This is a genomic window from Candidatus Accumulibacter vicinus, assembly GCF_000584955.1.
GTDB classification, from domain to species: Bacteria; Pseudomonadota; Gammaproteobacteria; order Burkholderiales; family Rhodocyclaceae; genus Accumulibacter; species Accumulibacter vicinus.
This window is the reverse complement of sequence record NZ_JDSS02000016.1, coordinates 3,735-29,662: the sequence shown is the minus strand read 5'-3', so window position 1 is coordinate 29,662 and position 25,928 is coordinate 3,735. Positions and strand designations below refer to the sequence as shown.

Genomic DNA, 25,928 nt, shown 5'->3' with positions numbered 1-25,928 from the left:
CCAGTGGCGAGGGTGCGGACCTCGACCAACACTTTCAATCGCACCCGAAGCGCTGAAGCGCTGCCGTCCGCTCCCTGTCGTGAAATTTACGGGTAGAATCAGATCCTCTTCGAGAGGATCACTCCCATGCGCTTTTCCGGTTCCGATACCTACGTCGCCACCCGCGACCTGACCCTCGCCGTCAACGCCGCGATCACCCTGCAGCGCCCGCTCCTGATCAAGGGTGAGCCGGGGACCGGCAAGACCATGCTTGCCGAAGAAGTGGCCGCCTCCCTGGGCTTGCCACTGTTCGAGTGGCATGTCAAATCGACGACCAAGGCGCAGCAGGGTCTCTACGAATACGACGCGGTGTCGCGCCTGCGCGACTCGCAGCTTGGCGAAGCGAAGGTTGCCGACATCGGCAGCTACATCGTCAAGGGGGTGCTCTGGCAGGCGTTTGAATGCGAAACGCCGTCGGTGGTACTGATCGACGAAATCGACAAGGCCGACATCGAATTTCCCAACGATCTGTTGCGCGAACTTGACCGCATGGAGTTCTTCGTCTACGAAACCCGTCAGCAGGTGCGCGCGCGCCACCGGCCGGTGCTGTTCATCACTTCGAACAACGAGAAGGAACTGCCGGACGCCTTCCTGCGCCGCTGCTTTTTCCATTACATCCGCTTTCCCGACAAGGAGACGATGACCAGGATCGTCAACGTGCACTTCCCCGGCCTGAAACCGACGCTGCTGCGCGAAGCACTGGAGGTCTTCTTCGAACTGCGCGAGATTCCGGGTCTGAAGAAAAAGCCCTCGACCTCGGAGCTGCTCGACTGGCTCAAGCTGCTGCTCGCCGAAGACATTCCGCCGGAAGTGCTGCGCAGCAAGGATCAGAAGTCCGCGATCCCGCCGCTGCACGGCGCGCTGCTGAAGAACGAGCAGGACGTGCATCTCTTCGAGCGCCTGATTTTCATGGCGCGTCAGAACCGCTGAGGCCACGCGGGCAGCGACGATGCTGATCGACTTCTTCCTGCACCTCAAGGCGAGCCGCCTGCCGGTATCGATCAAGGAGTTTCTGACCCTGCTCGAAGCGCTGCAGCAGCACGTCATCGAACAGAGCATCGACGACTTCTATGTGCTGTCGCGTGCCACCCTGGTCAAGGACGAGACCCATTTCGACAAATTCGACCGCGCCTTCGGCGAGTACTTCAAGGGAGTCGAGGCGCTGCCGGGGATGGACGTCCTGATCCCCGAAGCGTGGCTGCGGCAGGCGGTCAAGCGGCATCTGAGCGACGCCGAACGCGCCAGACTCGAAAAACTGGGCTGGGACAAGCTGATGGAAACTTTCAAACAGCGCCTCGCCGAACAGAAGGAGCGGCATTCCGGCGGCAACAAATGGATTGGCAGCGGCGGCAGCTCGCCGTTTGGACACGGTGGCACGCATCCCGAGGGAATCCGCGTCGGCGGCAGGAGCGAGAACCGCTCGGCGGTCAAGGTCTGGGAGAAGCGCGAATACCGCAACCTCGACGATAGTGTTGAAATCGGCACGCGCAACATCAAGGTCGCGCTGCGCCGCCTGCGCCGTTTCGCCCGCCAGGGCGCTCCCGATGAACTCGACCTCGAAGGCACGATCACCGGCACCGCGCGCAACGCCGGCTGGCTCGACCTGCACATGCGTCCGGAACGTCACAACGCCGTCAAGGTGCTGTTGTTCCTTGACATCGGCGGCTCGATGGACGACCACATCCGCGTCTGCGAAGAACTCTTCTCGGCCTGCCGCAGCGAGTTCAAGCACCTCGAACACTACTATTTCCACAACTGCGTCTATGACCGTCTGTGGAAGGATAATCGCCGTCGCCACAGCGAGCGCATCGCCACCCAGGACGTATTGCACAAATACGGCAACGACTACAAGCTGATCTTCGTCGGCGACGCGTCGATGAGTCCTTACGAACTCTTACAGCCCAACGGCTGCCTCGAATACCACAACGCCGAACCTGGCGCCACCTGGTTGCGCCGCCTGGCCGACACCTGGCCGCACGCGATCTGGCTCAACCCCGAGTCGGAACAGTCGTGGCCATACCGGCAATCGACTTCGCTGATCTACCATCTGATGGGCGGGCGGATGTTTCCGCTGACGCTCGATGGGCTGGAGCGGGGAATGAGGTTGTTGAGCAAGTAGGCCAATGGCCTGCGGAAGGCCTGGCGCTGAAGGGGAGGGCGGCGATGCCGGTCAGTCCGGAGTCCGACGTCGGCCGCTGATTGCAGCGTGGCCTGGATGGCAGCCCCGAGCGTTCCGATTCCGGCGGCCAGTTTTTTTACACTCCGCGCAAAGCCCGCTTCCCGCCCTTGCTGGGGCTTTCAGCGCGACCGGCTCGCTCCTGGAAGCCCCTTGACGGCTTCCGGGTGTCGAAATTTTTTACACTTGGCGAGCGGTATCGATAATCATCCGCACCAGAAGACAAACCATGGGCGACCATTTCGGTTTCGTTGGTGGAAGTTTCTCGGCGGAAGTATGGGTCAAGCTCAATCCGGGCGATACGGATGCGTCTCTTCCCATTGGGAAGCACTACTCAGGAGTCGTTGCTGGATATTTCTTGGCAATAAATGACGTGGCTGACGGGTGCAGCACGATCGGCAAGGCGCATATATATGCCGCGTATCCATGCAGTGGTATCTCTTCAACGGTGGTCAATGATGGCCTATGGCACCACCAGCCAAACGTCGGCGATCTACGTGGACGGCCTGTTCCAGTCGTCGTCGAGCGGGGGGAATATCATCCATCCGACTTCAGCCTCCTTCCTGGTCGGTGGCCTGACGATTGGGGGAGCGCCGACCGGTTGGTACACTGGGCTCATCGACAATGTTAGGCTCTATGACAGCGCGCTCGATGCTTCCAAGGTGGCGTCGATCTACTCGGACACGGTTGCTCCGGTTCCTGTCGGTATGACTCCGCTAGGGGCCGCCGCGGTGCCCGAGCCGTCGAGCCTGGCGCTGATGTTGTTGGCAGCCGGGCTGCTGGGGGTACGGCGGCGTCGCCATTGAGTGGCGGTTTCCGTCGAGTGGGCGTAGCGTCCCCGGTATCATCGCCACACGCCGGGTGACGCCCTGAGAGCGCACGGCAGGGTCCAGGGTCGGGGTCTTGAAATCACGCTTTTCCTTTCTGACCCGTTCTTCTTTTCACGCCAAGGCAGAAGGAAAAAAGGCCCTTTCCCCCCTCATTGAAGGCTCAGAAGAATTGCTGGGCGAAGTTGGCAACGGCCAGAGCGATCAGGACGGCAATCATCCACGGTAACAGTGAAAACTTGCTTTCGCTCTTCATCTCCAGGGGCTCAATTCGGTTTTCCAGTCGCACGATGTCCGGCTTGGTCGCCAGAGACCTGTCAAGTGCTTCAGCCAAGGCTTCGGCAAGTTGTGACGAGGCCCCCCCTGCCGCTTCCAGCCGCTTGACGAATTTGAGGGTGTCGAAAGTGATCGTGCTCATCATGGTCTGGAGTATGGCCAAGGGGAATCTGATGGTCAAGGAGCTGCGGGGTCGAAGTGACCACATTCGTGTCGAGCACCAGCCGCATCAAGCTCCGCTCTTGGCGCGCCGCTCGGCGCGCATCGTGGCGATCTCCTGAGCCACTTCCTCGGGCGACATTACGGCAGGTTGGTCAATGGCCGCCATGCGGTCCATTGCCGAAAATAATTCATCGACGCGCTGGATCTTGAGTTGCTCGCGCAACCAACGTTCCAGTTGGGTGGACGACAGCAGCCCGGCGCGCTGGGCTTCCTGTGCAAGTTGGTCGGGTAATGTGATCTGAACCGTGGTCATGTGCTTTTTCCTTGGTAGGTGTTCGGCAGCGAGAGCAGGCAGCGAGGTCTTGAAATCACGCACCGGTAATTTCATGACCCCCCCGTCTTCCTTCGTAAGGCGGAACCGCTGACGGGTTGCAGGGTGGTTTGAGATGCGGTGTTTCCCCAGATTCCATGTCATTCCATCCGGGCTACGGGCTACGCTCGCTGATCGAAGACTTCGTCCAATGATGCGGCATCCAGCACCCTGATCGCCCAGGTTTCCAATTGATCGATGCTGGCGCCGGTCAGTCGGGCGCGGACAGCGTCAGGCAGGGGACCAAACCGGCGCGAGAGCTGGCGTTGCAGCAGGGCGACTTCGCCCTGCTGCAGCCCCTGCTGCAGCCCCTGCTGTCGTCCTTTTTCAATTCCGAAGCGTTCGGCAGAAGTGACGTAGGGCATGGTGACGTTCCTTTCCAGTGTGTAGACTTCCTGCAGGAGTCGTTGCTCCAATTCGTTCGGCAATCGCATCAGCCAGTCGATGACGCCGAACAGGTCGATGATGCGCTGCTTGTCCCAATGGCGTTCGTAGAGCAGCTTGGCCAGTTGCCATTTTGCCGCGTACCGCTGTTCCGGGTCACCCCTCGTTCTGCGGGTGAACAGGTGCGCAGAGGTGACCAGGGCGAAGGGATTGGGATCTTCCAGCAAGACTTCGATCTGGCCGGCGTAGTCCAGGATCTTGACCGTTGGGAAGTGGATGCCGACCTCGCAGCCGAACAGTTGGTAGCCGTAGTGGGTTGGTTTCCAGCTTTCGCGGTCATCGGCCAGCACGGCCAGGCTGGCGATCGGGCGACGATAGCGGTCGTAGAGCCGGTAGTTGTAGGTGAACAGGCGCTCGGGGAAGGCGGCATCGTGTTGGCCCTGGACTTCGACGTGGATGTAGACCCACTGTTCGCCACTGGCCAGCGTGGTGACCTGAACGAGGCGGTCGACCAGGCGCTTGCCGAGTTCAGCATCCTGTACCACTTGGGCGAGTTCCTGGTCAAGAAAAACGTGCGGCTGCTGCCAGTCGATTTCGGCATGGGCCAGCGGGAAGTAGAAGGCCATGAACTCGGGGAAGTAGCGCGTCAGCGCGTCCTTCCACGGCGTGTCGTAGTCGTCGCCTGGTGCGGCCTGGGCTGCCATAGGTTAAATCTCGCGGAGAGTGGCCGGACGTTTCGAGTGATGATGATCGATGGGTGATGCGGTACGAACAGGGATGAAGGGTACCTCATTTGGTCACGTTCCGCGACCTGAAGCCTGACCCTCGCCGTTAACGCCGCGATCACCCTGCAGCGCCCGCTCCTGATCAAGGGTGAGCCGGGGACCGGCAAGACCATGCTCGCCGAGGAGGTGGCCGCTTCCCTGGGCTTGCCGCTGTTCGAGTGGCATGTCAAATCGAAATGCTGGTTGAGCAGGTAATTACCTGGGTGCGGGCGTGAGAATTTTCACGGCAGGTTTGCGGCCCAGACATATAATGGCTTCACGAGACAAATGGCAAACGGGGTGAAAGCCCCGGACGCAAAGCTGCAGACCCTAACCTGGAATGACAGGAGGGTGGCTGGGTTACCTCGCCCCAGGCACATTCGTGCGGGTACTTGGTTTCCTTCCCACAGCTGAAACATGGCTCTCGTATGAGAGGGCAGCAACGGTTTTGTTGAATTGATGCCGACTGTATGGCGCAACAACAATAGCCACTTTTGATGCCATGTATGGTGTGCGTTGAGAGTCTGAGGAAACCATGAAAACCTATATCGCGACGATCGAAACTCCTGGCGGAACCGAGACCATGAAGCTGGCGGCGGTCAATATCCAGGAAGCCTACGGACAGGTGGCAGAACGTAGTCTGTCGGCTGCGGGCGCGTCGTATCATTACTCGATCAAGGAAGCATCGCCCGTTGCATCGCCCCAGTTTTTCGACGGGTTTGCCAACGCCAGCTTCGCGCTCATGGCCTGCATGATCCTTTTCATTGTTTTCGATCACATGCTGCGCAAGTGGCTCAGGAGCTGAGGGTGAATCAAGAGAGCCTGCAGACGACAACATGCGCTTCTCTGATGATATGGATTGGAGAGCAGTGAAGGTGTCGCAGCCTACGTTCAGAGGTCGCTGGGTACCAGTGCTCGCTTTTCGTCAGGGGATGTAGTCCGTTTCAGATCGAGGTATTCTCCGCAGCCTGCTTCTATGCTGCAGTAGAATGCGTCGATGAACGACGAATTTTTCATGCGCGAGGCGATTTCTCTGGCGCGGGCTGCCGAGTGCCTCGGCGAAGTTCCGGTTGGCGCGCTGGTGGTTCGCGATGGGGTGATCGTCGGACGCGGTTTCAATTCGCCGATCGGCGAACACGACCCGACGGCGCACGCCGAAATCGCCGCCCTACGCGACGCCGCGCGCAATCTGCAAAACTACCGCCTGCCTGGCTGCGAACTGTTCGTGACTCTCGAACCTTGCGCGATGTGTGGCGGTGCGGTGTTGCAGGCACGCATTGCCCGGCTGATCTACGGCGCACGCGATCCCAAGACCGGTGTGCATGGCAGCGTTGTCGATCTCTTTGCGGTGCCGCGCCTCAACCATCACACGGCGGTCGTCGGCGGCATCCTGGCTGACGAATGCGGGCAGTTGCTTGCCGATTTCTTTGCGGCGCGGCGAACCCGCGAGTGAGCATGCACATCGCGATCTCCATCAAACAGCAGACGCTGACCCTCTCGGACGACTCCGGGCAGGCGCTACGCAGCTATCCGGTGTCCACGGCAACGAACGGCCCAGGCGAACTCTCGGGCAGCTTCTGTACACCGCGCGGCAGGCACCTGATCCGTGCCAAGATTGGTGCCGGCGAAGCGGTGAACACCGTGTTTTCTGCCCGCCGACCGACGGGTGAGATCTACGGCCCAGAACTCGTCGAACGATTTCCGCAGCGCGACTGGATCCTCACGCGCATCCTCTGGTTATCTGGCTGCGAACCCGGTCGAAACCGGCTGGGCCGGGTCGATACCATGCGCCGTTACGTCTATATCCATGGCAGCCCGGACACGACACCGATGGGCCGCCCCGGATCGATCGGCTGCATTCGCATGCGCAACGCCGACATTGTCGAACTGTTCGATCTGGTGCCGCCCTACACGCCGGTCGATATCAGCGAGGACTGAAAGCGCTCGCAGACCTCGCCGGTGGCCTGGGCGTCGACATCGAAACTTCGCTCGATCAGCGTGGTCTGCCCGTCGCGGTGCCTGCTGAGCAGCGTCGAGGCGCGCGTGCCGTAGTTTTCGGAGCGAACGAAGACCGCCGAGAGGATACGCTCCCATTCGAGCGGAACGCCGGTTTCGGGCAGGTGGGCATCGGGGACGATTTCCTGGTCGGCGAGCAGCGTAAAGAACGGTGCCGGCGCCGGCAGTCCAGACAGGGCCGCAGCAAAGGTCGCCTTGGCGCTGGCCAGCTTCGGCCAGGGGGTGTCGATGAGGTGGTTGGAGAGGCCGTAGAGGCCAGGCTCCAGCCAGCGCGGCTGGCCGTCACCGCGGTTGCTGAAATAGCCCAGGCGCTGGTCGTCGCCAACGAACAGGTTGAAGCCGTTGTAGTCGGCGGCGGCTGCCGAGACCTCGGCCAGGTACGCCGCCGGACTGGCGTTGCCGGTCAGGAAATCGGCCACCAGTGCACCACGCGAGCGTGCAGCGGGGTCTTGTTTGCCGCCCTCACGGTAGTTGGTCAGGGCCGCGAAACGTTGCGCACGACTGACGCCCAGCCAGGTACCGCCGGCCTCGAGGTCGCGCCCGGCGAGCACCTGCGGGGCTTCCTGCCAGAAAGCGGCGGGCGCTGAAGGGCGAGCGAAGAACTCGTCGCGGTTGGCGGCGACGACCAGCGGATAGTCGGGGTGCGCCTGCCAGGCGAGGACAATCAGGCACATTGTGGCTTGCGCTCAAGGCGTAGGGATGGAGCGATGCACGGGCTGAAGGTCAAGGCGCGGGCCACCCGGAGCGCCGAGTTCCAGATTTCCGGCGCCGACGAAGTTCTCCTGAACGATCGCCAGGGCGTCGTAGCCACCCGACGGCGCTGGTGCGGCGTTGGCGATCATGCCGCAATGGTGCTGGGGACTGGCCGGCGAGAAGATCGCATCGCCGGCCGCCATCGGCGTGGCCGCATGGGCGCGGTAGAGGTGACGCTTGACCTTGCCGAGGTACTGCGTGCGGGCGACGATTTCCTGGCCGGGATAACAGCCTTTGTGGAAACTGATCGCCCCGAGCTGCTCGAAATCGGCCATTTGCGGAACGAACTCCTCTCTGGTGCGCTCGCTGATCAGCGGCACGCCGGCCTGAATATCCAGCCATTGCCAGACGGTGGTGCCAACCGGTCGGGCCTGTGTGAGCAGTTCCGGCCATAGCGTCGGGACGGCGTCGCGATTGACAAGAATTTCGAAACGCTGGTCATCGAGGCGGACCACGGCCCCAGCAGCGAAAACGGCGGTTTTCAAAGGCCTTGCAGGTACTGGCAGCATGACGGTTTGCAGTACCGCTTCGGCCTGCGGACCGGCGACGCCGATCAGTACGCAATCGCCGGACAGGTCACCGATGCTCACCTTGCTGCGTAGAACGAACATCTGCAGACGCTTGTGGATCGCCGGCAGCAGATCGGCAGACAGTTGCAACTGATAGTCGGGGCCGATGCGGAAAATCAGGAAGCTGGCGAGCATCCGCCCCTTGGCCGTGCACCAGGCCGAATACTGTGCCGCATCGCTGGCCAGATGCTTGACGTCGCTGGTCAATTGATGATGCAGAAAAGTGGCGGCTTCAGGGCCGCTGACCCTGATCACGCCGAGGTGGCCCAGGGGCGCAACGATGGTCGTCGTAGCGGCCGCTGCCAGTTCTGCGGCGGCATCGCCGAAATCGTTGAGCAAACCGTTTTCGAGGTGTGCTCCGGAAGATCCCAGAATGTCCTGCCAGATCGAGTTCATTGTTGCCTCATTTCCATCAAATCTTGACCGTCAAAGCCCTTGGTCGGCGATCCGCCACCCGCGAGTCGGGTTCAGGGCAGGGCGTTTCGGCTATTATAGAGCCACTCCAGGTTCATTCCCTCGTTCCCGCCCCGCAGCCTGCCGGTTGCGCAGGATTGATGCGCAAAGTCCTCAGTCGCTTATTCGTTTTTCTTGTTGTGGTGTGCCTCGTGCTGGGCGCGCTGTTCGCCAGCGTGCTGCTGACGCCGATCAGTCTGGAGCGCGCGACGGTCGATTTCACGATCACGCCCGGCAGCAGCCTGCGCGCCGCGACCCGTGAGATCGCTGCGGCCGGTGTCGAACTCGATCCCTGGGCGCTGATCCTGCTTGCCAGGCTGCTGGGCGTCGAAGCTTCGATCAAGGCCGGCAGCTACGAAATCGCCTACGGCGTGACGCAACTGCAACTGTTGAGGAAACTGACCCGGGGCGACTTCACGCAGGCGGAACTGGCATTCATCGAAGGGTGGACCTTCCGGCAAATGCGCGAGCGCCTCGATGCGCATCCGGAACTCCGCCATGAAACCACGGGCATTCCCGAAGCCGAGATCATGCGCCTGCTGGGTGTGCCGGAGACTGCCGCCGAGGGACTCTTCTTTCCCGACACCTATCTTTTTGCCAAACGAAGCAGCGATGTCGAACTGCTGGCGCGCGCCTACCGCGCGATGCAGCGGCATCTGGCGCGCGAATGGTCCGCGCGGGCAGTCGGTCTGCCTTATCGTGATCCTTACCAGGCCTTGATCATGGCTTCGATCGTCGAAAAGGAGACCGGGCGCGACCAGGATCGCTCGCTGGTGGCCGCGGTATTCGTCAACCGTCTGCGCCAGGGAATGCTCCTGCAGACCGACCCGACCGTGATCTATGGCCTGGGCGACCACTTCGACGGCAACCTGCGCAAAAGCGACCTGCTCGCCGATACGCCCTACAATACCTACAAACGCGCCGGTCTGCCACCGACACCGATCGCCATGCCCGGTCTGGCCGCCTTGCGCGCGACACTGCACCCGGCGCTCAGCGACGCGCTGTATTTTGTGGCCCGTGGCGATGGCACGAGCCATTTTTCAAATACGCTGCCTGAACACAACCAGGCGGTAACGCGCTATCAGAGAGGGGGCAGACCTTGAGTCAAGGTGAAGACAAACCGCGCGGCAAATTGATCACCTTTGAAGGCATCGACGGCGCCGGCAAGAGCAGTCATCTGGCCGACGTCGCGGCCTTCCTTGGCAACCATGGCCGGACGGTGCTGGCCACCCGGGAACCGGGAGGGACGCCGCTTGGTGAGAAACTCCGGGAATTGCTGCTGCATCAGGCGATGCACCTTGAGACGGAAGCGCTACTGATGTTTGCGGCTCGCCGCGAGCACCTCGAACGGGTCATCGAACCGGCCCTCAAACGCGGCGACTGGGTAGTCTGCGACCGTTTCAGCGATGCCACTTACGCCTACCAGAGCGGCGGACGTGGCCTCGACAGGCTGAAATTCGCGCAGCTCGAACAATGGGTGCATCCTCATCTGCAGCCGGATCTGACCCTGCTGTTCGATTTGCCGTCGACCATCGCTGGCCGGCGCATCGCGGCCCAGGCACGTGACCTCGACCGTTTTGAACAGGAGCGGACCGATTTTCATGAACGCGTGCGCCAGGCTTATCTGGAACGTGCGGCCGCCGCGCCACAGCGCATGCATGTCATCGACGCTGTCCAGGCTCCGGAAGTGATCCAGAAACTGATTCAAGAAACGATTGCAAGACACTGTTTATGAATATCATCGAATTGCATTCAGCGGCCTGGCAACAACTTCGCGCGCGGCGAGCGCAACTGCCGCACGCGCTGCTGATTGCCGGTCAGCGGGGAATCGGCAAGTTCGAGCTGGCTCGCGCTTTTGCTGAATCACTGCTCTGCGAAGACCTTGCTGCTTCCGGCGAGGCCTGCGGCAAATGCCTGGCCTGCGGCTGGCTGGCGCAAGGCAACCACCCGGATCTGCGCCTGTTGCAGCCGGGTGCGCTCGTTGCCGACGTGGCGGCTGAAGCCGGAGAGGGCGAAGAGACGGGCAAGAAGAAGCCCAGCCAGCAGATCACGATCGATCAAGTGCGGGCGCTCGATGACTTCCTGCATGTCGGTACGCACCGCCATGGCGCGCGCGTGGTGTTGCTCAACCCGGCCGAGGCCATGAATCGCTCGACCGCCAATGCGCTTCTCAAATCACTGGAGGAACCGATCGCTGCGACCCTGTTTCTCCTGGTTTCCAGCGAACCCCACCGCTTGCTGCCGACGATCCGTAGCCGCTGTCAGAGGATGCCCGTGCCCAGCCCGGCGCATGGGGTTGCCCGGCAGTGGCTGCGTGATGCCGGGGTCAGCGATGCCGGAAGCTGGCTGGCACTGGCTGGCGGTTCGCCGCTGCTGGCGCTTGCACTGAGCGGCAGTGGCGAACGCGTACTGCTCGATTCGCTGCTCGCGCAGGTCTCGCGTGGCCGGGAACTCGACCCTTTGGCGGCCGCCGCCAGCCTCGACAAGCTGGTCAAGGCTGAAAAGCGCCCGGCACCTTTGAAACGCGTTGTCGACTGGGCGCAGAGGTGGCTGTTCGACCTCAGCCTGGCGAGCGAGGGTCTGCCGCCACGCTATTTTCTGGGGCAGATGCCGCTGCTGCAAGGTCTGGCGCAAACCACCGACCTCCGCAGACTCTTGGCATTGCACCGAAAGGCGATACAATACAAGGCTCAATGTGAGCAACCCTTGAACAGCCGCCTGTTTCTCGAGGAATTTTTCCTGAGTTACGTGCAGCTGTTCCGAACCCCTTGAGAAGGATATGGCAGAAGCAAACCCCGGCAAGCCTGTAGCCCCTGCAGCACCGCGCCCGAGCGTCTTGTCGCTGAACATCAACTCGAAGTCGGCGTTGTACGCGGCGTACATGCCGCTTCTGCGCAACGGTGGAATCTTCATTCCGACCAACCGCAACTATGGCATGGGCGATGAGGTGTTCATGCTGTTGTCGCTGATGGAGGACCCGGCCAAATTGCCGATCGCCGGTACAGTCGTCTGGATCACTCCGGTCGGCGCGCATAACAACAAGGTCCAGGGGATTGGGGTGCACTTCAAGAACGACGAAAGTGGCATCGAGGCGCGCAGGCGCATCGAAGGACTGCTCGGCGGCGTGATGCAGTCCGGTCGCCCGACCCATACCGTCTGATGGGGATGCTGGTCGATTCCCACTGCCACCTCGATTTCCCGAAGTTGTCCGCGCATGTCGAGCAGGTGCTTCAATTGATGCACGAGAATGGTGTGGGCTGTGCCGTGTGCATCGGCGTTACGCTCGAAGACCTGCCGCGGGTGCTGGCGCTGGCTGAGGCCTGGCCAATGATTCTGGCGTCGGTTGGCGTTCATCCCGAGACCACCGGGGTTCGCGAACCAACGCTTGACGAACTCGTCGAACTGGCTCGCCATCCGCGAATCATTGCCATCGGTGAGACCGGGCTGGATTACTACTGGCACAAGGATGCTCCGGAGTGGCAGCGAGCGCGTTTCCGTACGCACATTCGTGCCGCCCGCGCTGCTGGCAAACCACTGGTGGTCCATATGCGGGAGGCGGCGGTCGATACTCTGCGAGTGATGCAGGAAGAGGAGGCCGGTGAAGCTGGCGGGGTGATGCATTGCTTCACCGAAACCTGGCAGGTCGCCGAAGCGGCGCTTGATCAGGGTTTTTACATTTCCCTGTCCGGCATCGTCACCTTCAAGAATGCGCTGACAGTGCGGGAGGTGGCAGGGCGTGTGCCACTTGACCGCCTGTTGGTTGAAACCGACTCACCCTATCTCGCACCGGTACCGTATCGGGGAAAGACCAACCAGCCTGCTTATGTGAAACACGTTGCCGAAGAGATCGCAAGACTGCGTGGCCTGAGCTACCAGGACCTGGTCGACGCCACCACCCGCAATTTTTTTCGACTGTTTCCGGATGCCCGCACGAAAGTTCCTCAATGAAAATGATCGCCTTGCTGTTTGCCTTGCTGCTCCCCGCCTCGGCCACGGCCGGAGTGTACGAAGACATGGAGGAGGCGCTGATCTCCGGTGACACGCCGTGGGCAATCCAGTTGATCAACCGCGGCATGGATGTCAATTCAGTTGATGTCCTGGGCAACACGCTGCTGATGCAGACCGTCCAGCGCAGCAACATGGATTTCTTCGATTACCTGCTCAAGCGTCGCGCCCGCATCAATACCCGCAACCGCAACGGCGAGACCGCGCTGAGCCTGGCTGCCTACAAGGGCAAGCTGCCGTTCGTCAAACGTCTGGTTGAAGCGGGCGCCGACGTCAACCTGTACGGCTGGCCACCCCTGATCTACGCGTCTTTCAACGGCCATGCGGCGGTGGTCGACTATCTGCTCAAGAAGGGGGCCGAGGTCAATGCAACGACCGACAACGGTTCGACGGCGCTGCTGTTTGCCGCACGCTTTGGACATCTCGAAGTCGTCGAACTCCTGTTGCAGAACAACGCCGATCCGAACCTTGCCAACGAACGGGGTGCGACGGCCATCGACTGGGCGCTGAAGACCGAGAACACCGACATCGCCGACCTCTTGCGCAAGGCCGGTGGGCGTCCCGGCAATCCGGAGGCTGTCGGGCGCTCAAAGTGAGAACCCTGGGCAGGGGCGCACGCGCAGCTTGCCCGCCTGCAGAACCTTGTGGATGAGCCGGTAGATATCGGGGTCGAAAGGGCTCGCAGTCGGGCCATCAGCCAGACGTACCTGCAGGGCTTCTTCGCTGTGCAGCGTGCCCAGCAAGCGCCAGCGATCGATCAGGTGCAGGTCCTCGCGCATGCCGAATCCATCTCGCTCGATCAGAACCACTGCTCCCTGGTAGGGCCAGGTCCTGACCCTGAACTTGGCGATTGCGGTCAGCAGGCGGGCGCTGTGCAATCCGGTGCTTTCCTTGCCGATGCAGACGCCGCGGCAGTTCTTCTGCCGGTAGGCGGTGCAGGCTTCCCCTGGTCCTGTTTCTTCAAGCCCGAGCTGCCGGTAGCACAGGCGGTGTGCGTCAGCGAGCGTGCGCAAGCTGCGCAGCGCTTCGCGACGAGCCGGGTACAGGCCGAACAGATCGTCGGCAAGCGCAAAATCGATGTCCTCGGAAAAAACCAGTTGCGGCCGAAAATCGCCCTGGGCGTGTTGCCGTAGTTGCCACGAACAGAGTCCATTGGCCGCCGCGTGGGCCTCTGGCACCGAGCGGGCGAGTTCGAGTTGGTGCAGGCGCGCGCCAAACTCACCGGCTGCAGCACGCCACCCGACCTGCCAGATGTCGCGGATCAGGGCCGTGTCGCGTTTGTCCGGCGTGAAATGTGCCAGGACCTGCTGGCGGAGATTGCTGCTGCGCTGGCTCAGCAGCAGGCGACCGTCCCTGCCGTAAAACGCATAAGCACCTGCCGCTTCGGGCAGGTCATCGATCAGCGCAGCGTCGATCTGCGGTGGCAACTCGGGGCGACCGACAATCGCCGCGACCGCGCTTTCGATGGTTGCGGCAGGCAGTTGCTGATGCCAGCACTGCCACAAGTCCCAGAGCGCGCGCGCATCGGCCAGCGCACGGTGACGAGCGCCAGCAACGCGGAGGCCATGCCGCATCATCAGGGTGTCGAGGTTGTGGCGGTGATGCTCGGGAAACAGCTTGCGTGAGAGCTTGACCGTACACAGGCTGGATGCCCGAAAATCCACGCCGAGCCGTGCGAACTCGCTTTTCAGGAAACCGTAGTCGAAGCGCGCATTATGCGCAATCAACAAGCGTCCGCGCAGCCGGTCGAGCAGTATCGGTGCAAGTTGCCGAAACGTGGGGGCAGAGCAGAGCATCGCGTCATCGATGCCGGTGAGCCCGGTGATGAAAGAAGAAAGCGGCGTTTCTGGATTGACCAGGACGCTCCATTCATGTGCGCCATTCGCGTCCACTTCGATCAGGCCGACTTCAATGATCCGGTCGTTCGCGAAATTGGCGCCGCTGGTTTCCAGGTCGATAAAAATCAACGGTTCGGATGCGAGAATGGCGTTCACTGGCTGCTGTGCCGGGGCGTCCGCAAGCACCCTACAGTCAATGTACGGGGGGCAGCGGCAGAGGGAACGGCAAGCGCGGGTAGATCAGCGTTCCGCCGCTTGTGCCACGCTGGCAATCGCATCGGCGAACACCTCGGTGAGGGCCAGCGGGAGATCATGCGCGAGTCCCTCGATCACCCGCATCTTCGCGCCCGGGATGTGCGCTGCCACGTCGTAGCCACAAGCAACCGGAATCAATGGATCCTCGGCCCCGTGCAAGACCAGTGTGGGCGCCTTGATCGTTGCCAGCAACGCACGCCGGTCACCACTGACCAGAAAGGCCGCCAATTGCCGCGCTACCCCAGGCGGGTGGAAGCCGCGCGCATGCTCTTCGCTGAGCACTTCCCGCAAACGTTCCGGACAACTCGGAAAATCGGGGCTGGCGACGGCTAGCTGGCGTCGGATGGCGTCTTCGATCAGCGCTTCCTTGTCACGTGTCGGCGGCAGGGGGGCCATCAACGCCTGTGCAGCCTCGCGCGTCGGTGGCGGCAGGTCGGGGTGGCTGCTGGTGGACATGATGCTGGTCAGCGACAGTGTGCGCTGCGGATAGCGTGCCGCGACAATCTGCGCGATCGCGCCGCCCATCGACGCCCCCACGATATGCGCCTTTTCGATCCCGAGTGCATCGAGCAGACCGACGCTGTCCGCCGCCATGTCCTCAAGCGTGTAGGGTGCGACCAACGGTGTGCCGGTGCGCAGTGCCCGGCCCACTTCCGGAATGCCGGCTGCGTCGAGTTTGCTTGACAGACCACAATCGCGGTTGTCGAAACGGAGCACGCGATAGTTGCGGGCGACGAGTGCCTCACAGAGTTCGGTGTTCCAGCGCCCCAATTGCGCGCCCAGCCCCATGATCAGCAGGATCACCGGCGCCGACTCGGCACCGAAGGATTCGTATTCGATCTGAAGATTGTTGGCGGTAATCTGTGGCATTGGAAATCAGCCAAAACGGCGCTTCACCAGTTCACGTCGCTCCTGGGCTTCGAGGCAGAGGGCCGCCGTTGGTCGCGCCAGCAGCCGGGGAAGGCCGATCGGATCGCCGGTTTCCTCGCACCAGCCATAGTTGCCTTCATCAATGCGTTTCAGGGCTTCGCGAATTTTCTGGAGCAGTTTTCTTTCGCGGTCGCGAACGCGCAGCTCAAGGGTGTGCTCTTCCTCGGCACTGGCACGATCGTTCCAGTCGGAACTGGTTGCGCTCTCCTGGAGGTGGCCAGCCGTCTTCTTCACCGCCAAAAGCAAGGCCTGTTCTTCTTCGAGCAGCCGCCGGCGGAAAAAAGCCAGTTGCTCGGGCGACATGTATTGTTCCGGCGGGGCGGACAACAGCATCGCCTCGGTTTCTGCGTCAACTCGTCCGGCAAGCTTGTCCATGTTCATCTCTCTCCTTCAGTTTCTGTTTGACCATCGATCAGGGAAAGCGCTTGAGTACGCCGGCCTGACCTCGGCTCACCCATTCGGATGGCGTGACAGTCGTCCGCCTGGCTTCTGGCTTCAGCGATCCATGTTAGCGCATCGCGCGTCAGCAGCATAGCCTGGAACCGATGGTCGCACAGCCCGGCAGCGGCGCAGCCTGGATTCAGGCCAGCGATGAACTTTTTCGCATGTCCGGTGCGCACGCGACCCATCGGCAGTCAACGAAAAAGCCGCCTGTAGGCGGCCTGTTGATGAGTTCTTGCGATTGAATACTTTTCCCAAGGGCATCCGCGAAATGCCAAAGCGGCACTGACGATGCACTTGGTAGGCGCGATTGGACTCGAACCAACGACCCCCACCATGTCAAGGTGGTGCTCTAACCAGCTGAGCTACGCGCCTTCATCGAAATCAACATTGCTGACGACTCCAAGGAAGTGCGCATTATACGGGGCTGGAACTTCAAGTCAAGCGACTGCGGACCGCTCATTCACCAATCACATCGGTATTGGCCGGCGGGACGAAGCGGAATAGCGAAGGAGCCAGGGGCGGATTGCGCTCAAGGTGAACAAAGCGCAGCAAGGTGATCTGGCCGAGGCTGTCGAACAACTCCATTGCCCTGAGCTCCTTATCGGCAAAACCGAGACGGACCTTCTCGAAGCCGCTGTCCTGCGCTTTGGGAATCGCCTCGAGCCATTCCAGCCCATCATGATCACCCGCTTCGCGCAGGGTGAAGTTCCTTTCGATCGCACTATCTCCGGCGAGCAGTGCCGCCGGCGTCCCGCCGATCGCCGTGCCAGCATTCCTGACCGTCACCTGGCGCAGATCCGGATCATGGATCCAGATTTTCTCGCCATCACCCACCAGCAACTGGCTATAGGGCTTCTTGATCTGCCAGCGAAACTTGTCTGGGCGGGAAAACATCATGACGCCGCTAGACGCTTGCGCCTGGCGTCCGTTCTTGGTCACCACCGTCTGCGCGAAATCGGCGCGTACCGTCCGCGTTGATTCGAGGAACTGGTGCAGCTTGTCGATCGCTCCGGCGTCGGCTGCCTGGGCAGCCAGCAGGCAGGCGGCGGCGAGGAGAGTGCGGCGAATCATTCCTCTTCCCTGCGGGCCAGGACTTCGCGACCGCCACGGGCATCCATGGCAGAAACCAGCCCGGCTTTTTCCATGGCTTCGATCAAGCGCGCCGAGCGGTTGTAGCCGATGCGCAAGTGGCGCTGTACCAGCGAAATCGATGCACGGCGATTCTTTAGCACCACTTCGACCGCCTGGTCATAGACCGGATCGGCTTCGCCATCGCTCTCCTGGCTTTCGCCACCGCTGGCGTCATCGCCTTCGTTGTCTGCCCCAGACCCGGCAAGAACGCCCTCGACGTAATCCGGAACCCCCGTTTTTTTCAGGTAGTCGACCACCCGATGCACTTCTTCGTCGGCGACAAAAGCGCCATGGACGCGTGTCGGATAGCCGGTCCCAGGTGCCAGGTAGAGCATGTCGCCCTGGCCGAGCAGGGTTTCAGCTCCCATCTGATCGAGGATGGTGCGTGAATCGATCTTTGACGACACCTGGAAGGAGATGCGGGTGGGTATGTTGGCCTTGATCAGGCCGGTGATCACATCGACCGATGGTCGCTGCGTCGCCAGAATCAGATGGATTCCCGAGGCGCGCGCCTTCTGCGCGAGACGGGCGATCAGTTGCTCGACGGTCTTGCCGGAAAGCATCATCAGATCAGCGAGTTCGTCGATGACCACCACGATGAACGGCAGACAGGACAGCGGTTCGGGGTGATCCGGGGTCAGCGACACCGGGTTGGCGATTTTCTCGCCGTTCTTCGCAGCATCACGGATGCGTTGATTGAAGCCAGCCAGATTGCGAACGCCCATTGCCGACATCAGCTTGTAGCGCTTGTCCATTTCGCCAACGCACCAGTTGAGGGCGTTGGCGGCATGTTTCATGTCCACCACCACCGGTGCGAGCAGGTGCGGGATGCCCTCGTAGATGGACAGTTCGAGCATCTTCGGGTCGACCAGGATCAGCCGCACCTGGTCTGGCCCGGCCTTGTAGAGCAGAGAAAGGATCATCGCGTTGATGCCGACCGATTTGCCCGATCCAGTCGTTCCGGCCACCAGCAGATGCGGCATCCTGGCCAGGTCAACGACCAGTGGTTGGCCGCCGATATCCTTGCCCAGCGTCATCGTCAGCGGCGAGTCCATGTCGTGATATTCCTTGCTGGAGATGATTTCCAGCAGGCGGACCACCTGCCGCTTGGGATTCGGGAGTTCAAGTGCCATCGACGACTTGCCCGGGACCGTCTCGACGACGCGCACCGACACCAGCGATAGCGAGCGTGCCAGATCCTTGGCCAGATTGAGGATCTGGGCACCCTTCACGCCGACCGCCGGCTCGATTTCGTAACGCGTGATCACCGGCCCGGGATAGGCGGCGGTGACCGCCACATGCACGCCAAAATCGGCGAGTTTTCGCTCGATCAGACGTGAGGTGTATTCAAGCGTCTCGGGACTGACCCGACTGCTCTGCAAGGGGGCTGGTTCAAGCAGATGCACAGGCGGCAACGGGGGCGCTTCGATGGCTTCCGGGAGCGGCAGCGGTCGCCCACGTTCGGTCCGTTTTTCCCCGTTTGACAGCAGCGGCGCGATGGTTTTGGGAGCTTCGGTCAGGGGTGGCTCGTCATCGATGGGCGTGCCGGCTCCTGGTCGTGTCGATGCAGGCAAGTCAAGCTCGCGGTGCAGGATCGGCTCGTCGTCATCGATGGGCGTGCCGGTTCCTGGCCGTAGCGATGCAGGCGGGTCGAGATCGTCGTGCAAGATCGGCTCGTCGTCGATGGGTTTGCCCGCTGTGGGCGGTAGCGGCGCAAGTAGGTCGCGCTCGTCGTTCAGGGTCGGTTCCTGGCTGCGTTTCCCGGTCTTGACCGGGAGCGGGCGGGAACTGGTCAGCGTGGGTTCGTGCGATTCGCCGCGCTTCTTCTCGCCCTCGATGACGGCCTCACGCTCGCGTGCGACTTCGCGTCCGATGCGCCGGTCCTTCCGGCGTTCGAGCCACTGGTAGATGCCCACGACGATCGCTTCCAGGAGTGCGCCGGCACGTTCGGCCGTGGTAATCCACGACATTCCGGAGAAAATGCTCCAGCCAAGCATCAGCAGAGCGAACAGGGTCAGCGTCGCACCGGTATAACCCAGATAACGCACGACCAAAGCGCCGAGTTCGATGCCGATGACGCCGCCGGGGCCAACCGGCAGCATTGCTTTGAGCGTATAGAAACGCAGGTTCTCGAGTCCGCTGCTGGCGATGATCAGGACCAGAAAGCCGGCCAGGCAAATGTACAGCGGACGTCGGTCGGTCGGGTGCTGGCCTTCGAGACGTCGATACCCCCACCAGACAAAGACCAGCAGCAGAACGATCCACCACCACGCCGAAAAGCCAAAGACAAAAAGCATCAAATCGGCCAGCCAGGCGCCGCTACGGCCAGCCGGGTTGTGCAGAGTTGCGGTGTGTACGGCGTGCGACCAGCCGGGATCGGATGGATGGTAGCCCCACAGCGAAAGCGCCAGGAAGGTGGCGACAACGATCAGGACCAGCCATCGCGACTCCTGCAGGAGGGCGGCGATTTTTTCCGGGAGCGGACTCGGTGCCCTGGACGGCAAGGGCATCCTGCCGGCAAGTTTGTTCAGCAAAGCCATCAGTGGGTTCTGGAGTAGTAGGGAGTTACGGTTGGGAAGCGGGACCTGTCGGGGAAGACAGGCGTTTTTCGAGAATCACGGTCCGGCCTTCTTCGACCCGGAAGTAACCGCGGTTTTCGAGATCCTTCATGACTCGACTGACCATCTCGCGTGAGGCGCCGATCATCTTGGCAATATCCTGTTTGGTCAGCCGTCGCCGGATCACGCGCTGACCGCGCTCCTCTTCGGAAAAATCGATCAGCAACTTGGCAACGCGGCCGTAGACGTCGAGCAGTGCCAGACTCTCGATGTTGCGGTCGGCTTCGCGCAAACGCTGCACGAGGCTTTTCATGATATTGAGGCAAAGGTCAAAGTTTTCGGCCAGGCAGCGCTTGAAGTCGTTCTTGGTAATGACCAGCAATTCGCAGGTCTCGGTGGCCATGACATCGGCCGAACGCGGGCTGCCGTCGATCAGCCCCATTTCTCCGAAGAACTCGCCGGGGCCAAGCAGGGTCAGAATCACTTCCCGTCCCTCTTCGTCGCTGTTGAGCACCTTGGCGCCGCCGCTGATCAGCACATAGAGCGAATCGGTACTGTCGCCGGCGCGGACGATGGTGGTCTGGCGTGGTACCCGACGATGGAAGGCGACCTTGGCGATCTGTTCGAGTTGTGCATCGGGAACGCCGGCAAATATCGGGATGCTGTGCAGCAAAGTCAGGCTGGGTCCTCTCCTAGGTTGCTCAACGGCAGTGTTCATGGGCCATTCTTTCATCAAGTGAAGTGATTTCTATCAAGGGCTTGCGCCGCGATTATAAGGCACCTCGAAGATTTTCGAAGCACTGCCGCAATGAACTTGGCCGCGAAGGGGCCAGCGTTGCCGGTTATAATTTTTCCGTGACCCACGACCAGAGCCCATCGAAATGACCCAAGCCACCCGCCATTGCCGCCTGCTGATCCTTGGAGCCGGGCCCGCCGGCTATACCGCCGCCATATATGCGGCACGCGCCAACCTCAAACCAGTGCTGATCACCGGCATGGCCCAGGGTGGGCAGTTGATGACCACGACCGACGTGGACAACTGGCCGGCCGACGCACAGGGCGTGCAGGGGCCAGAGCTGATGCAGCGTTTCGAAGCGCATGCTCGCCGCTTTGAAACCGAGATCCTCTTCGACCATATCCATACCGCCCGGCTGACCGAAAAGCCGTTTGTGCTGATCGGCGATTCGGGTGCCTACACCTGCGATGCCCTGATCATCGCCACCGGTGCTTCGGCCCAGTATCTGGGCCTGCCGTCCGAAGAAGCCTTTGCTGGCCGCGGCGTCTCCGCCTGCGCCACCTGCGATGGTTTCTTCTATCGTGACCAACCGGTCGCCGTCATCGGCGGGGGCAATACCGCGGTCGAAGAGGCACTGTACCTGGCAAACATCGCCAGTCACGTCACCCTCGTGCATCGCCGCGACAAGCTGCGCGGTGAAAAAATACTGCACGACAAACTGTTTGCCAAGGAAAAAGCCGGCAAGGTGACGATCCGCTGGAACTGCACGCTGGACGAAGTGCTCGGTGACCAGTCCGGCGTGACCGGCATGCGCATCCGCGACAAGCTGACCGGCCATACCGAAGACCTGCCGCTGGCGGGGGTCTTCATCGCCATTGGCCACAAACCGAATACCGACTTGTTTGTCGGCCAGCTGGCCATGCAGGGCGGCTACCTGCTGACCCAGTGCGGGCAAAACGGCAATGCCACGGCAACGTCGGTCGCCGGCGTCTTCGCTGCCGGCGATGTGCAGGATTACATCTACCGACAGGCCTGTACTTCGGCAGGCAGCGGCTGCATGGCGGCACTCGATGCCGAACGTTATCTTGACAGTCTTGGACTGGCTGGCTGAGGCATGGCCGGCGTGAGGAGCGATGTCTGCGATGACGCTGCGACCGCGACCCAGCCCGGAGGACCTGGCTGCTTTTCGCGCCGCTGTCGACGGCGCGACGCCCTTGCGCAAGCTCGATCGGGTCACTCTGGATGCACCGAAGCCGAGTCCGCGACCACGGCAGCGCGAACTCGACGAAGCGGCGGTTCTGGTACAACTGCTGCATGCCCCCCTGGCGATCGACGACTGGCTCGACCTTGGCGGCGCCGACTCGTTCCTGCGCAGCGGGCTGCCGCGCACCCTGTTGCGTGACCTGCGCCGCGGTCGTTGGAGCATCCAGGATCATCTCGATCTGCATGGCATGAATCGCCACGAGGCGCACGCGCAGGTGTCGCTGTTCATTGCCGAAGCACTGGCTGCCGGCAAGCGCTGTCTGCGCATCGTGCACGGTCGCGGCCACGGCTCGCCGGGGCGGGAAGGGGTTCTGCGCCACCTGGTCAAGGCCTGGCTAAGTCGCTACAAGGATGTGCTGGCCTTCTGCCACGCACCACCCAGCGACGGTGGTGATGGCGCCTTGTGGGTTTTGCTGAAGGGGGGCGGCAGATCCCGCTAGGGGTTCGCCGAGCAGGACCGTACGCGGCCATCGAGCAAATGCGCGGGGAACCTGTCGGGGCCAACGCGGGCGCCAACGATGGCGGCCACGCTGTCGGTGTCGCCACCGCAAACGATCGCGGCTGTGGGCGCTGCCTGCATCTCCCCGGGAGGCGACAGCCAGGCATGCAGCGCCACCGGCACACTGTGCAGCATACCGCTGACACCCTGGCCGCAGCCGATGCGGGCGGCGAAGGCCGGCGTCGACTCGCCTTGATCATGGTTTTAGCTGTTGGCAACACGTAAACGCAACAATGTTGCGTTAGCAAGGGTTTTGTGTTTCCATATCTGTCGTGAGACATTCCCCTGCTTACGTCCTCTCGGCAATCAATGGCGCCACCCGTGACGCTGGCGCGGCGATGGCTGCTGCGTGTTTGCACACTCGCCAGCGGCAGCAGATCGCTGATCTGCCGCGATTCGACCATGCCGCCGAGCCGTGGGCCGGGCGCGCATGAAACCGCCCGCCCGGCGTCGCCCGGCATCATCCACCCTGTCCAGGCAGCGGGCAGCCGCGATGCTTCGCAATATTCTGGCGGTGGTCATGGCTCTCCTGTTGCTCGGCGTGCAGCACGAGGTGCGGTGGCACGAGCTGGAGCATCTCGCCGAATGGCGGCAGGCCATGCAGGGAAAGGGGTTGCAGGACCCGGACAGCGATGCGCTCTGCGTCGAGTGTCTGTTGCTCGCTGCAGCGGCCAATGCCGCACCAGGCCACCCGCCGCCGCTTGACCAAACGCTGGGCGACTTCGTCCTGGTCGACGCTCGCACGGCCATCCGCCCGGCCGGCGTTCCCGCCTACTATTCCAGTCGCGCCCCGCCCGCGCAACTCTGAACCGTCCGGTTTCGCCGCCCTCCGGGCCGGCGAAGATCAACCACGTTTAGAGGATGAAGAAGCATGTCCAGATTCATTCAGGTATCCGGCGCATGCGCGCTGGCGCTGCTCGGCGCGCCCCCGGTAGCTGCCGCCAGCGACGCCGAACTCGCCGAGATCCAGGCGCAGATCCAGCAACTGAAACAAAGCTACGAAGCCCGCATCGAGGCCCTCGATCGCCGCTTGCAGGAGGCCGAGGCGAGGAGCGCCAAGGCCCCGGCGCCGCCGCCGGCCGCTTCGCCGGCGGCAACGCCAGCGGCCGTCAGCGCCGGCAACAGCGCCTTCAATCCCGCCATTTATGCCGTACTGCAGGGCGCTTACATCAACCAGTCGAAGGACCCGGACAAGTACGCGATCGCCGGTTTCGTCCCGAGCGGCGACATCGGCCCCGGCAAACGCGGCTTCAGCATCGCGGAATCGGAACTGGGATTCTCCGCCAACGTCGACCACAAGTTCTTCGGCAATCTGATCCTTGCCCTGACGCCGGACAACAACGTCGAGGTCGAGGAAGCGTACGGCGTGTTCACGGCCCTACCCGGCGGCGTGACGCCGAAGTTCGGTCGCTTCCTGTCGAGCGTCGGCTACCTCAACGACCAGCACCAGCATGCCTGGGATTTCTATGATGCGCCGCTGGTCTATCAGGCCTTTTTCGGAGGCCAGTTCAGGAACGACGGCCTGCAGGTGAAATGGCTTGCACCGACCGACACCTATCTGCAGTTCGGCGCCGAAGTCGGCGACGGATCGAGTTTTCCCGGCAGCGAACGCAGCAGTGGCCGCAACGGCATCGGCGGTGGCGCGCTGCACGCACATGTCGGTGGCGACATCGACGTCAGTAACAGTTGGCGGGCCGGTCTGTCGTGGCTCACACTGCGACCGAACGAACGGACCCATACGGAAATCGACCGCAACGGCAATCCGGCCCAACTGGAATTCAGCGGCCGCAGCCAGGTCGCGATCGCCGATTTCGTCTGGAAGTACGCGCCCAACGGCAACGCCAGGGAAACCCTCTTCAAGCTGCAGGGCGAGTACTTCTGGCGCAAGGAACGCGGCGACCTGCGCTACGACAGCGACGGCGCGCTCGGTCTGACCAACACGGCAAGGAATACTTCGCGGCAGAATGGTTTCTATGTGCAGGGGGTCTACCAGTTCATGCCCGAGTGGCGGGTGGGAGCGCGTTACGACTCCCTCGATCCCGGACGGGTCGACTACGGCGGCAACGCCGACTACCTGGGCGCTTCGTCGTTCAATCCGAAGCGCTACTCGCTGATGTTCGACTACACGCCGTCCGAATTCAGCCGCTTTCGCATCCAGTATCAGCAGAGCAAGCTGCAACCCGACTTCACCGACAACATCCTGTTCGTCCAGTACATCCTGACCCTGGGCGCGCATGGTGCGCACAGTTACTGAGCGAGGAGAGACCATGAAAAGACATTTCAGGTCCTTCCTCCTGGGTCTCGTGCTGACGCTTCTCGCGATGCCGGTGCTGGCTGCGCTCAACATTTTCGCCAGCGTTCCCGAGTGGGGTGCCCTCGCCGAGGAACTCGGCGGCGACCAGGTGAAGGTCTACGCCGCGACGAACGCCTTGCAGGATCCGCACCACGTCGAAGCGAAACCCAGCCTGATCGCACGGGCGCGCAGCGCCGACCTGGTGATCGCCACCGGCGCCGAGCTGGAAGTGGGCTGGTTGCCGCTGCTCCTGCGGCAGGCCGGCAATCCACGCGTGCAACCCGGCCAGCCCGGCTACCTGGAAGCAACGGCCTTTGTCAGCATGCTCGAAAAGCCGCTGCGCCTCGACCGCGCCGACGGTGATGTGCATCCGGCCGGCAATCCGCACATCCAGCTCGACCCGCACAACATCGCGCGCGTGGCTGCGCCGCTCGCCGCCCGTCTGGCGGATCTGGACCCGGCCAATGCCGCGTATTACCAGGCGCGCCACAAGGCATTCGCAGAACGCTGGAGCACGGCGATCGCCCAATGGGAGAAGCGGGCCTCGTCGCTGCGTGGTACCGCCATCGTCGTCCACCATAACGCATTTGCCTACCTCAATGCCTGGCTGGGATTGCAGCAGGTGGCCGCACTCGAACCCAAGCCGGGGATCGAGCCGACCACCCAGCACCTCTCGGCAGTCCTCGCCCTGCTGCAACGGCAGCCGGCCAGGATGGTCGTCCGCGCGGCGTACCAGAGCGACCGGGCATCGCGGTGGATCGCCGAACGTGCGAAGATCCCTCCCGTGGTCCTGCCCTTCACCGTCGGCGGGGACGATTCGGCAAAGGATCTCTTCGGACTCTTCGATGACACCATCCAGCGGCTGCAAAAAGGCGGCCAATGAATCCAGGCGTGTTTGACCCATCGATCCTGCTGCCGGCCTTCGTCGCCGGGGTGCTGGTAACGGCAACGCATGTGCCGCTCGGCATGCAGGTTCTCGCGCGTGGCATCGTCTTCATTGATCTGGCGATCGCGCAGATCGCCGGCTGCGGCGTGCTGATCGCCGATCAGCTCGGATTCGAGCCGGAAGGGGCTGCCGTGCAGGTGGCGGCGCTGGCGGCGGCACTCGCCGGCGCCTTGCTTCTGACCTGGACCGAGCGCATCTGGCCGGAGGTGCAGGAGGCGACCATCGGAGTCGTCTTCGTTCT

30 protein-coding genes, 1 tRNA gene, 1 pseudogene and 1 riboswitch are annotated in these 25,928 nt (G+C 62.3%); of the genes and pseudogenes, 19 read left to right on the top strand and 13 right to left on the bottom strand.

What is annotated here, in order from left to right:
* Positions 1-126 precede the first annotated feature (126 nt).
* The 3 genes from CAPSK01_RS04415 to CAPSK01_RS04405 all read left to right on the top strand — a co-directional run bounded on the left by CAPSK01_RS04415 (position 127) and on the right by CAPSK01_RS04405 (position 3,021).
* A complete protein-coding gene (locus CAPSK01_RS04415; protein WP_034923111.1) occupies positions 127-969 on the top strand; it encodes a MoxR family ATPase in 843 nt (280 codons plus the stop codon).
* 19 nt (positions 970-988) lie between these two features.
* Positions 989-2,158: a VWA domain-containing protein gene (locus CAPSK01_RS04410; RefSeq protein WP_034923109.1), complete on the top strand. Its 1,170-nt coding sequence runs from the start codon at positions 989-991 to the stop codon at positions 2,156-2,158.
* A 470-nt stretch (positions 2,159-2,628) separates the two neighbouring features.
* Positions 2,629-3,021: a LamG-like jellyroll fold domain-containing protein gene (locus tag CAPSK01_RS04405; RefSeq protein WP_273703073.1), complete on the top strand. Its 393-nt coding sequence runs from the start codon at positions 2,629-2,631 to the stop codon at positions 3,019-3,021.
* Positions 3,022-3,205: 184 nt separating this feature from the next.
* Here CAPSK01_RS04405 and CAPSK01_RS04400 read toward each other — a convergent pair whose 3' ends face one another.
* The 3 genes from CAPSK01_RS04400 to CAPSK01_RS04390 form a co-directional block, all read right to left on the bottom strand.
* Positions 3,206-3,481 (bottom strand): hypothetical protein, encoded by a 276-nt coding sequence (locus tag CAPSK01_RS04400; RefSeq protein WP_273703072.1) that lies wholly within the window; start codon positions 3,479-3,481, stop codon positions 3,206-3,208.
* Positions 3,482-3,547: 66 nt separating this feature from the next.
* Positions 3,548-3,955 carry a hypothetical protein gene (locus CAPSK01_RS21790; protein WP_273703071.1) on the bottom strand — a complete coding sequence of 136 codons (408 nt, stop codon included), beginning with the start codon at positions 3,953-3,955 and terminating at the stop codon, positions 3,548-3,550.
* Between the two features lie 17 nt (positions 3,956-3,972).
* On the bottom strand, positions 3,973-4,938 hold the full coding sequence (locus CAPSK01_RS04390; RefSeq protein WP_034923103.1) for a DUF4351 domain-containing protein: 966 nt from the start codon (positions 4,936-4,938) through the stop codon (positions 3,973-3,975).
* A 114-nt stretch (positions 4,939-5,052) separates the two neighbouring features.
* Here CAPSK01_RS04390 and CAPSK01_RS21785 point away from each other — a divergent pair.
* The 4 genes and pseudogenes from CAPSK01_RS21785 to CAPSK01_RS04375 form a co-directional block, all read left to right on the top strand.
* A pseudogene (locus CAPSK01_RS21785) lies at positions 5,053-5,193 on the top strand (AAA family ATPase); the annotation flags it as partial.
* Between the two features lie 85 nt (positions 5,194-5,278).
* A riboswitch (cyclic di-GMP riboswitch) is annotated at positions 5,279-5,366 on the top strand.
* A gap of 167 nt (positions 5,367-5,533) precedes the next feature.
* Positions 5,534-5,803, top strand: a complete 270-nt coding sequence (locus CAPSK01_RS04385) for a hypothetical protein (protein ID WP_034923101.1) — start codon at positions 5,534-5,536, stop codon at positions 5,801-5,803.
* Positions 5,804-5,995: 192 nt separating this feature from the next.
* Positions 5,996-6,451, top strand: coding sequence for a tRNA adenosine(34) deaminase TadA (tadA, locus tag CAPSK01_RS04380; RefSeq protein WP_034923099.1), 456 nt, complete (start codon positions 5,996-5,998; stop codon positions 6,449-6,451).
* Positions 6,452-6,453: 2 nt separating this feature from the next.
* On the top strand, positions 6,454-6,936 hold the full coding sequence (locus tag CAPSK01_RS04375) for a L,D-transpeptidase (RefSeq protein WP_034923097.1): 483 nt from the start codon (positions 6,454-6,456) through the stop codon (positions 6,934-6,936).
* Here the strand turns inward: CAPSK01_RS04375 and CAPSK01_RS04370 are convergent.
* Complete coding sequence (locus tag CAPSK01_RS04370) at positions 6,906-7,688, bottom strand: NRDE family protein (RefSeq protein WP_034923095.1); 783 nt, start codon at positions 7,686-7,688, stop codon at positions 6,906-6,908. The genes CAPSK01_RS04375 and CAPSK01_RS04370 overlap by 31 nt on opposite strands.
* Before the next feature lie 12 nt (positions 7,689-7,700).
* Positions 7,701-8,732 carry a folate-binding protein YgfZ gene (locus CAPSK01_RS04365; RefSeq protein ID WP_034923092.1) on the bottom strand — a complete coding sequence of 344 codons (1,032 nt, stop codon included), beginning with the start codon at positions 8,730-8,732 and terminating at the stop codon, positions 7,701-7,703.
* 158 nt (positions 8,733-8,890) lie between these two features.
* Between CAPSK01_RS04365 and mltG the strand changes: the two genes are divergently transcribed.
* From mltG to CAPSK01_RS04335, 6 genes are read left to right on the top strand one after another with little or no spacing between them, the layout of a single operon-like run.
* On the top strand, positions 8,891-9,892 hold the full coding sequence (gene mltG / locus CAPSK01_RS04360) for an endolytic transglycosylase MltG (protein WP_034923090.1): 1,002 nt from the start codon (positions 8,891-8,893) through the stop codon (positions 9,890-9,892).
* Positions 9,889-10,524, top strand: coding sequence for a dTMP kinase (gene tmk, locus CAPSK01_RS04355; protein ID WP_034923089.1), 636 nt, complete (start codon positions 9,889-9,891; stop codon positions 10,522-10,524). The genes mltG and tmk overlap by 4 nt, the downstream gene beginning before the upstream one ends.
* Positions 10,521-11,561 (top strand): DNA polymerase III subunit delta', encoded by a 1,041-nt coding sequence (gene holB, locus CAPSK01_RS04350; protein ID WP_034923087.1) that lies wholly within the window; start codon positions 10,521-10,523, stop codon positions 11,559-11,561. The genes tmk and holB overlap by 4 nt, the downstream gene beginning before the upstream one ends.
* A 7-nt stretch (positions 11,562-11,568) precedes the next feature.
* Positions 11,569-11,949, top strand: a complete 381-nt coding sequence (locus CAPSK01_RS04345; protein ID WP_034923085.1) for a PilZ domain-containing protein — start codon at positions 11,569-11,571, stop codon at positions 11,947-11,949.
* A 5-nt stretch (positions 11,950-11,954) separates the two neighbouring features.
* Positions 11,955-12,737, top strand: a complete 783-nt coding sequence (locus tag CAPSK01_RS04340) for a TatD family hydrolase (RefSeq protein ID WP_034923248.1) — start codon at positions 11,955-11,957, stop codon at positions 12,735-12,737.
* Entirely contained in the window at positions 12,734-13,390 is a 657-nt protein-coding gene (locus CAPSK01_RS04335; protein WP_273703070.1) for an ankyrin repeat domain-containing protein, read from the top strand. The genes CAPSK01_RS04340 and CAPSK01_RS04335 overlap by 4 nt, the downstream gene beginning before the upstream one ends.
* Here the strand turns inward: CAPSK01_RS04335 and CAPSK01_RS04330 are convergent.
* The 7 genes from CAPSK01_RS04330 to CAPSK01_RS04300 all read right to left on the bottom strand — a co-directional run bounded on the left by CAPSK01_RS04330 (position 13,382) and on the right by CAPSK01_RS04300 (position 20,668).
* Positions 13,382-14,788 carry a 3'-5' exonuclease family protein gene (locus CAPSK01_RS04330; protein WP_034923082.1) on the bottom strand — a complete coding sequence of 469 codons (1,407 nt, stop codon included), beginning with the start codon at positions 14,786-14,788 and terminating at the stop codon, positions 13,382-13,384. The genes CAPSK01_RS04335 and CAPSK01_RS04330 overlap by 9 nt on opposite strands.
* Positions 14,789-14,872: 84 nt before the next feature.
* Complete coding sequence (locus CAPSK01_RS04325) at positions 14,873-15,757, bottom strand: alpha/beta hydrolase (protein WP_034923080.1); 885 nt, start codon at positions 15,755-15,757, stop codon at positions 14,873-14,875.
* 6 nt (positions 15,758-15,763) lie between these two features.
* The gene (dksA, locus tag CAPSK01_RS04320; protein ID WP_034923078.1) at positions 15,764-16,198 is read right to left on the bottom strand and encodes an RNA polymerase-binding protein DksA; all 435 of its coding nucleotides are present in this window, start codon (positions 16,196-16,198) and stop codon (positions 15,764-15,766) included.
* Positions 16,199-16,556: 358 nt separating this feature from the next.
* Positions 16,557-16,633 (bottom strand) — tRNA-Val (locus tag CAPSK01_RS04315).
* A gap of 84 nt (positions 16,634-16,717) precedes the next feature.
* On the bottom strand, positions 16,718-17,332 hold the full coding sequence (gene lolA / locus CAPSK01_RS04310; protein ID WP_034923076.1) for an outer membrane lipoprotein chaperone LolA: 615 nt from the start codon (positions 17,330-17,332) through the stop codon (positions 16,718-16,720).
* Positions 17,329-19,932, bottom strand: coding sequence for a DNA translocase FtsK (locus CAPSK01_RS04305; protein WP_034923074.1), 2,604 nt, complete (start codon positions 19,930-19,932; stop codon positions 17,329-17,331). The genes lolA and CAPSK01_RS04305 overlap by 4 nt, the downstream gene beginning before the upstream one ends.
* A gap of 25 nt (positions 19,933-19,957) precedes the next feature.
* Complete coding sequence (locus CAPSK01_RS04300; protein ID WP_273703069.1) at positions 19,958-20,668, bottom strand: cyclic nucleotide-binding domain-containing protein; 711 nt, start codon at positions 20,666-20,668, stop codon at positions 19,958-19,960.
* A gap of 163 nt (positions 20,669-20,831) precedes the next feature.
* Here CAPSK01_RS04300 and trxB point away from each other — a divergent pair, with 163 nt between their 5' ends.
* Together trxB and CAPSK01_RS04290 are read left to right on the top strand one after the other, a co-directional pair.
* Positions 20,832-21,797 carry a thioredoxin-disulfide reductase gene (gene trxB / locus CAPSK01_RS04295; protein ID WP_034923072.1) on the top strand — a complete coding sequence of 322 codons (966 nt, stop codon included), beginning with the start codon at positions 20,832-20,834 and terminating at the stop codon, positions 21,795-21,797.
* Positions 21,798-21,828: 31 nt separating this feature from the next.
* Positions 21,829-22,389 carry a Smr/MutS family protein gene (locus CAPSK01_RS04290; RefSeq protein ID WP_273703068.1) on the top strand — a complete coding sequence of 187 codons (561 nt, stop codon included), beginning with the start codon at positions 21,829-21,831 and terminating at the stop codon, positions 22,387-22,389.
* On the opposite strand, the gene CAPSK01_RS04285 is transcribed toward CAPSK01_RS04290, so the two are convergent.
* Positions 22,386-22,583, bottom strand: a complete 198-nt coding sequence (locus tag CAPSK01_RS04285) for an ADP-ribosylglycohydrolase family protein (protein WP_034923068.1) — start codon at positions 22,581-22,583, stop codon at positions 22,386-22,388. The two genes, CAPSK01_RS04290 and CAPSK01_RS04285, sit on opposite strands and share 4 nt — an antisense overlap.
* A gap of 358 nt (positions 22,584-22,941) precedes the next feature.
* Between CAPSK01_RS04285 and CAPSK01_RS04280 the strand changes: the two genes are divergently transcribed.
* The 4 genes from CAPSK01_RS04280 to CAPSK01_RS21780 form a co-directional block, all read left to right on the top strand.
* The gene (locus CAPSK01_RS04280; RefSeq protein WP_034923066.1) at positions 22,942-23,256 is read left to right on the top strand and encodes a hypothetical protein; all 315 of its coding nucleotides are present in this window, start codon (positions 22,942-22,944) and stop codon (positions 23,254-23,256) included.
* A 63-nt stretch (positions 23,257-23,319) separates the two neighbouring features.
* Positions 23,320-24,702, top strand: a complete 1,383-nt coding sequence (locus CAPSK01_RS04275) for a hypothetical protein (protein ID WP_034923063.1) — start codon at positions 23,320-23,322, stop codon at positions 24,700-24,702.
* A 67-nt stretch (positions 24,703-24,769) separates the two neighbouring features.
* Positions 24,770-25,624 carry a zinc ABC transporter substrate-binding protein gene (locus CAPSK01_RS04270; protein ID WP_273703108.1) on the top strand — a complete coding sequence of 285 codons (855 nt, stop codon included), beginning with the start codon at positions 24,770-24,772 and terminating at the stop codon, positions 25,622-25,624.
* On the top strand, positions 25,621-25,928 hold a 308-nt coding region (locus tag CAPSK01_RS21780; protein ID WP_034923043.1), incomplete at its 3' end, for a metal ABC transporter permease. The genes CAPSK01_RS04270 and CAPSK01_RS21780, both read left to right, overlap by 4 nt.